6 protein-coding genes are annotated in these 6734 nt (G+C 73.2%); 4 read left to right on the forward strand and 2 right to left on the reverse strand.

Annotated features, from left to right (window positions below):
* Positions 1-216: 216 nt before the first annotated feature.
* Both EFE23_RS21645 and EFE23_RS21650 read left to right on the forward strand, forming a co-directional pair.
* Entirely contained in the window at positions 217-996 is a 780-nt protein-coding gene (locus EFE23_RS21645) for a phosphodiesterase (protein ID WP_123242770.1), read from the forward strand.
* 4 nt (positions 997-1000) lie between these two features.
* Positions 1001-1630, forward strand: coding sequence for a histone deacetylase (locus EFE23_RS21650; protein WP_123242771.1), 630 nt, complete (start codon positions 1001-1003; stop codon positions 1628-1630).
* A 43-nt stretch (positions 1631-1673) separates the two neighbouring features.
* On the opposite strand, the gene EFE23_RS21655 is transcribed toward EFE23_RS21650, so the two are convergent.
* The gene (locus EFE23_RS21655; RefSeq protein ID WP_123242772.1) at positions 1674-2477 is read right to left on the reverse strand and encodes an alpha/beta fold hydrolase; all 804 of its coding nucleotides are present in this window, start codon (positions 2475-2477) and stop codon (positions 1674-1676) included.
* Between the two features lie 286 nt (positions 2478-2763).
* Between EFE23_RS21655 and EFE23_RS21660 the strand changes: the two genes are divergently transcribed.
* Positions 2764-4503: a bifunctional metallophosphatase/5'-nucleotidase gene (locus tag EFE23_RS21660; RefSeq protein ID WP_123242773.1), complete on the forward strand. Its 1740-nt coding sequence runs from the start codon at positions 2764-2766 to the stop codon at positions 4501-4503.
* Between the two features lie 195 nt (positions 4504-4698).
* Here the strand turns inward: EFE23_RS21660 and EFE23_RS21665 are convergent, their stop codons facing one another.
* A complete protein-coding gene (locus EFE23_RS21665) occupies positions 4699-5982 on the reverse strand; it encodes an MFS transporter (protein ID WP_123242774.1) in 1284 nt (427 codons plus the stop codon).
* Positions 5983-6196: 214 nt separating this feature from the next.
* Between EFE23_RS21665 and EFE23_RS21670 the strand changes: the two genes are divergently transcribed.
* A complete protein-coding gene (locus tag EFE23_RS21670) occupies positions 6197-6670 on the forward strand; it encodes a hypothetical protein (RefSeq protein WP_199737170.1) in 474 nt (157 codons plus the stop codon).
* Positions 6671-6734: the final 64 nt, after the last annotated feature.

The following is a 6734-nucleotide window of genomic DNA, read 5'->3' on the forward strand; positions in this document are numbered from 1 at the left end:
GCAGGCGGACCGTGACGTCTCGGACGACTCGCTCGTGATCCACGTCGTTCCTGGTCGGAGGGGGTGGGGTGCGATCAAGGGTACTCACCCGCCGGCCCGCCGACCTTCGTACACATGTGCTATCCACAGGGTGTGGACGGGGCCTGTGGGTGCGGCCGGGCCGCGCGGTGGGCCGGTCGGCGATAGCGTGAGGGTCCCGGTCCGCAGGAGGCGTCGATGCTCATCGCCCAGCTCAGCGACCCGCACGTGACGACCGGCCGGCTCGCCGCCGAGCAGGCCACCGGGCTGCACCGGGCGCTCGGCCGGGTGCTCGCCCTGCGTCCCCGCCCCGACTGCGTGGTGATCACGGGTGACCTGGCCGACAAGGGCCGCCCGGACGAGTACGTCGCGCTCCGCGAGATCATCGGGCGGTTCCCGCTGCCGGTGCACCTGGCCGCCGGCAACCATGACGACCGGGAGTCGCTGCTCGACGCTTTCGGCGGCACCCCCTACCTGGGCGGTGGCTTCTCGGCCCACTACCACGTCGACCACCCGGAGGCGACGGTCGTGGTGCTCGACTCCCTCCTTCCCGGGGACGACGCCGGCCGGCTCGGCGACGAGCAGCTCGGCTGGCTCGACGGGGTGCTCGCCGGCCGCCCCGAGGTGCCCGCCGTCGTGTGCCTGCACCATCCGCCGGTCGCGGTCGGCATCCCGGCCATGGACGCCATCCGGCTCACCGACGCCGACGCGTTCGCCGCCGTGATCGGCCGCCACCCCCATGTCGTACGCGTCGCCGCCGGTCACCTGCATCGACCGGTGACCAGCGGATTCGCCGGCACGGTGCTGACCACCGCGCCGAGCACCTGGATGCAGGTGAGCCTGACCATGACCGACGACCCGGAGATCTGGATGGTGGCCGAGCCGACCGCCTTCCTGCTGCACCAGGTGGCCGCGGCCGGCTGTGTCACGCACACCGTCCAGGTGAGCCAGGCCGCCGGGCGGACCTGCTGGTTCTGACCGGATGGACCGGCTCTGGTACGTCGCGTACGGCTCGAACCTGCACGCCGAGCGGCTGCGTCACTATCTCGCCGGTGGCCGGCCGCCCGGCGGGCTGCGCACGTACCCGGGCTGCCGGGACTGCCGGCCACCCGGCCGGACGGTCCCGGCGCTGCTCCCCGGCGGCGTCTACTTCGCCGGCGAGTCGCGGGCCTGGACCGGCGGGATGGCCTTCTACGACCCGGAGCTGCCGGGCCGGGCGGCGGTCCGCGGCTACCTGGTGACGGTCGAGCAGTTCGCCGACATCGCCGCGCAGGAGATGTACCGGCCACCCGGCGCGGACCTCGGCCTGGTCCGCGCGGCGGCGGAGAGCGGCCGGGCGGTCCTGGGCCCCGGCCGCTACGAGACCCTGCTCCGGGTGGGCACGCGCGACGGCCTGCCGATGCTCACCTTCACCGCACCGGGGCGGGCGTCCGACGTGGAGTGGACCGCGCCCGCGCCGGTCTACCTCGGCATGCTGGCCCGAGGGCTGCGCGAGGCGCACGGCTGGGATGCCGAGCGGATCACCGGCTACCTGGCCGGCCGGCCGGGCGTGCGGGGCCGGTGGCCCCGGGCCCGGCTGCGGCAGGTGGTGGTGGCCGCCACCGGCTCCTGATCCGGACGCGGCGGAGGCCGCCGGGATCAATCCCGACGGCCGCTCAGCCGAGCAGGGCGTCGCGCAGCGCCGGGGCCAGCGTCTCCGGTGGCACCTCGTGGAAGCCGCCCGCCAGGCTGCGGTGGGTGGCGCCCGGGATCGCCCGGGCGGTCGCCGCGGCCGCGTCCCGGAGCCACTGCGGGCTGCCCGTGCTGTCGACCACCACGGTCGGGGCGGTGATCCTGGCGAGCCGGTCGACCGGCAACTCCCCGTAGCCGGTGACCGTGGTGTCGTACGCCAGGGTGTGCGCCAGCCCCTCCATCCACGACCACTCCGGCGCGCCGCGCATCCCGCTGACCGCCTCGGCCGGCACCCCGACCGCGTCGGTCAGGAACAACTCCACCGCGTCGCCGCGCCGGCCGGCCGACACCAGTTCGGTCAACCGCTCGGCCAGCCCCGGTTTGCGGCCGCCGTGCGGGCCGGCCTGGAACGGCGGCTCGAAGAGCGCCAGCCCGGCCACCGGCAGCCCCTCGGCCGTCGCGAACGCGGCCAGGATCGCCCCCGACGACAGACCGTAGAGGTGGGCCGTGCCGCCCGCCCGTTCAATCAGGGCCGCCACGTCCTCGATCTCCCGCTGCACCGCGTAGGGTCCGGTGTCGCCGCTGTCGCCCCGGCCCCGCCGGTCGTAGCCGTACACGGTGAAGTCGGACGCCAGCGCGGCGCCCAGCGCGCGAACGGTGCTCCGGTCGTTGAACGCCCCACCGACCAGGATGATCGGCGGCCCCCCGCCGGCGGTCTCGTACGCGATGGTGGTGCCATCGGCCGACCGCACCGTGTCCACCGTCCAGGTGGTCCCGTTCGACGCCATGGCTACCTTTCTAGCGGAGACCTGTGACACCGGGGGTCCGTGAAGGAATTCACCTGCCCGTCATGTCGGACTCGTCGGTCATACCGCTGCAGGTCGCCGTCCATATCCACGATTCCACGGTGCCGCCCCGGTCGACCGATCGCCCGGTGGATGAGAAGCTTGCCCCCGGTGGGGCGGCGTTCCCCCGACAGCCGCCCTCGCGACGACCCCTGTCACGGCACGGATCAGGGTCGCCGGGCGAACCATCGTCCGGACAGCCACGCGTCGGTATCTCACGAGGAGTTCCATGTCCGTCCCCGGGATGCGTCGGGCCGCCGTCGGCCTGGCCGCACTCGCCGCGACCGCGTTCACCGCGGTCGCCGTCAACCCCGTCCAGGCCGAGGCCGGCCCGAAGCCGGTCGACGTCAAGCTGCTGGCCATCAACGACTTCCACGGCAACCTGGAACCGCCGGGCGGCTCCAGCGGCACCATCGCCGGCCAGACCGCGGGCGGTGCCGAATACCTGGCCACCCAGCTCAACCAGTTGCGTGGCACCACCAAGAAGGAGCGGGAGCACACCGTCACGGTCGCCGCGGGTGACCTGATCGGCGCCTCCCCGCTGCTCAGCGCGGCCTTCCACGACGAGCCGACGATCGAGGAGATGAACCTCGCCGGGCTCGAGTTCACCAGCGTCGGCAACCACGAGTTCGACGAGGGCGCCACCGAGCTGCTCCGGATGCAGAACGGCGGCTGCCACCCGGTGGACGGCTGCGCCGACGGCACCCCGTTCAAGGGCGCCAAGTTCCAGTACCTGTCGGCGAACGCCTTCAAGACCGCCACCGGCCAGCCGCTGCTGCCGCCGTACGGCATCAAGAAGATCGACGGCGTCAAGATCGGCTTCATCGGGATGACCCTCGAGGGCACCCCGCAGATCGTCAGCCAGCAGGGCGTCGCCGGCCTCTCCTTCGCCGACGAGGCGGACACCGCCAACAAGTACGCCCGCATCCTGCAGGCCCAGGGCGTGCAGGCCATCGTCGTGCTGCTGCACGAGGGCGGCGCGCAGAACGGCGGCGGCATCAACGACTGCACCGGGTTCAGCGGCCCGATCGTCGACATCGCCAACCGGATGGACCCGTCCATCGACGTGATCGTCAGCGGGCACACCCACCAGGCGTACAACTGCAACATCAACGGCAAGCTGGTCACCAGCGCCAGCTCGTTCGGCCGCCTGGTCACCGACATCGACCTGAAGATCGACCGGCGCACCCGGGACATCGTCAGCGCCAAGGCGAACAACGTCGTGGTCACCCGGGACGTTCCGAAGGACCCGGCCAGCACCGCGCTGATCGACCACTACAAGACCGCCCTCGGCCCGGTGGCCGACAAGGTGGTCGGCGAGACCACCGCCGCGATCACCAAGACCCAGGAGAACCTGTACCAGACCGGGGTCGACGCCAACGGCAAGCCGGTCTACCAGACCGGTGAGTCGCCGCTCGGCAACCTGATCGCCGACGCCCAGCTCGCCGCGACCGACAACGAGCAGAACGCGGTCGCCGCGTTCATGAACCCCGGTGGGGTCCGCGCCGACGTCGACGCCGGCCCGGTCACCTACGCCGAGGCGTTCACCGTCCAGCCGTTCGCCAACAACCTGGTGACCCTGGACCTGACCGGCGCCCAGCTCTACTGCCTGCTGGAGCAGCAGTTCACGGTCGCCCGCGTGCTGTACGCGTCCTCGACCGTGCACTACGTCGTCGACACCAACGGCACCACCGCGGCCGCCGGCGTGCCGTGCAGCGGCACCCGGGTGGTCCGGGGCAGCCTCACCATCAACGGCGCCCCGGTCACCGACACCGCGACCTACCGGGTCACGGTGAACAACTTCCTCTCCGGCGGTGGTGACGGCTTCAGCGTCCTCACCGGTGGCACGAACGCCGTCACCGGCATGATCGACCTGGACGCGTTCACCGCGTACCTGACCGAGAAGTCCCCGGTCTCGCCGCCGGCCCTGGACCGGATCCAGACCACCGCCGAGGTCCCCGCCGCCTGACGCGGACCCGGCACGGCGACGGGCCCCGGAGCATCCGCTCCGGGGCCCGTCCGCTTTCCGGCCCTCCCCGCCACCGTGGAGGAGGTGTGGTGGCCTTCCCGGCAACGGGAGGCCACTGCCTGACGGATCCAGCGTGACCTTGCGGCGAGGCGCGTCGAGGCCCGGCGTGGGGACGTAGGGCCGAGCTGGGGGGCGTCAGGCGGCGACGGGTTGCGGGTCCGGGACGGCGACCGGGGTGGCGCGGCCGTCCTGGGCCGGGGTGAGCAGCCGGCGCAGCGACAGGGCGAGCACCGAGGCGATCAGGCAGCCGCCGACCACGAACGCCACCCACACCTTGCCGTGTGCGGCGCCGAGCAGCGGCCCGGCGGTGACCGGGCCGATGATCCCGCTGATCCCGAAGATCATCGAGCTCATCGCGTTGTACCGGCCGCGCAGCTCGTCGGTGGCGAGGGCGTTGGTCAGCGCCGGCATGACCGGGGACAGCATCGTCTCCCCGAAACCGAAGATCGCCGAGCAGGCCACCACGCCGAGCGCGGCGAGCAGGGCGTTGCCCGTACCGATCACGCCCGCCGCACCGAGGACCAGCCAGGCCGTGGCGAAGACCCCGCCCACGGCGGCGAGCGCCCCCGTCCGGCTGCGCCCCTCCATCCGGCGGATCACCAGCAGCTGGGAGAGCACGATCATCACGGTGTTGCAGGCCAGCGCCCAGGCCACCACCCGCGGCGTCACCTCCACCACCCGCACCGAGTACGCCGTGAAGCCCACCTCGATCTGCGCGTAGCCGCAGGTCGTCAGGACCAGACCGAAGAGGACCAGACGCCGGAACGGCCGGTCCCGCAGCACGGTGAGGTAGCCCCCGCTCGCCCGCGCGGCACCCGCCGCCCGGGCCTGCACCAGCCGGTGCCCCACGTGCGGCAGGGTCAGCAGGATCAGGCCCGGCGTCAGGTAGCTCGCCGCGTCGAGCAGGTAGATGGCCTGGAAGGTGACCGGACGGGCCACGTCGACCACCGCGCCGGAGATCAGCCCGCCCACCCCGATGCCGAGGTTCAGCAGGGCGAACTGGAGGCCGAACACCCGTTGCCGCTCACCCTCGTCGGTCAGCGAGGCGAGGATGGTGCTCTGCCCGGACCACAGCGCCGAACCGCCCACCGCGATCAACGTGCTGACCGCGAAGGCCGTGCCGACCGAGTGAACCAGCCCCAGCGAGGCGGTGCCGAGCGCCTCGACGGCCAGGCAGGGCAGCACCACCCGCCGCGCGCCGAACCGGTCGATCAGCGTCCCGCCCAGCGGGGACAGGGCGAGGGTCACCGCGCCGAACCAGCCGATCACCAGGCCCGCCTGGTTGTCGGAGAGCCCGCGCACGTCGGTGAGGTAGATGAAGAGGAACGGCAGGGTGAGACCGCGCCCGACGGCCGACAGCAGGGTGCCGAGCAGGATCCGGCGGGCTTCCGGGCGGGCGGGTAGGGCGCGGCGCAGCATGGCTGGATTCTCCGCACCGGGTACGACGACCCGCGACCGGATTACCTTCCGTTCCGCGCTCCACTGAGCACCCGGGTGAGCAAGGACACGGCCGGGTCGGTGGCTCTCGCCGCGCGGTGGCCGTCGTGCTGGTCCGGCCCGGGCAGCCGGCGGCCCGACCCGGCGGCGCTGGTTGACCCGGCCGGGTGTCGGTGCCGTCTGCCATGCTGGCCCGGTGACCACGACCTGGCGGCACCTACCCGCATCGGCCCGGGAGATCGCCGAGGCGGCCACGGCGGCCGTCGCCGTCGCCGGCGCGCGGGACGCCGAGGCGTACCCGCAGGCGGTGGCCCGGCTCGCCGCCGCTGACCGGGCCGGGCTGGTGCTCGGCGGCGTGGTGCGGCTTCAACTGGAGGAGACCCACCCGGACGGCCTGGACGGCGACGACGTCCGCCAGGTGCTGGAGCGATGCGTCCGGTCCGCCGCCACGTGGTGGCCGGAGGTCGATCCGCACGTGCTGCTGGTGCTGCTGGCCGGTGCCCTCGGTGTCTACGACCCGGGCGACGACGACGCCCCGCCGGACCCGGCGGCGGTCGCCCGGCACGCCCCGCTGCTCGTCGCCGACCTGCTGGCCGCCACCGGTCGGCCGCTGGCCGACTACCTGACCCTCGCGTTCGCCGAGGTCGCCCGCACCGAGCTGCACGACTGAACCCGCCGGTCAGGCCACTCGGGGAACCTGTGCCAAGGGATCTTCAACTTTCGTCAAGGGCTTG

It is taken from the genome of Micromonospora solifontis (assembly GCF_003725545.1).
In the GTDB taxonomy this organism is placed as follows: Bacteria; Actinomycetota; Actinomycetes; order Mycobacteriales; family Micromonosporaceae; genus Micromonospora; species Micromonospora solifontis.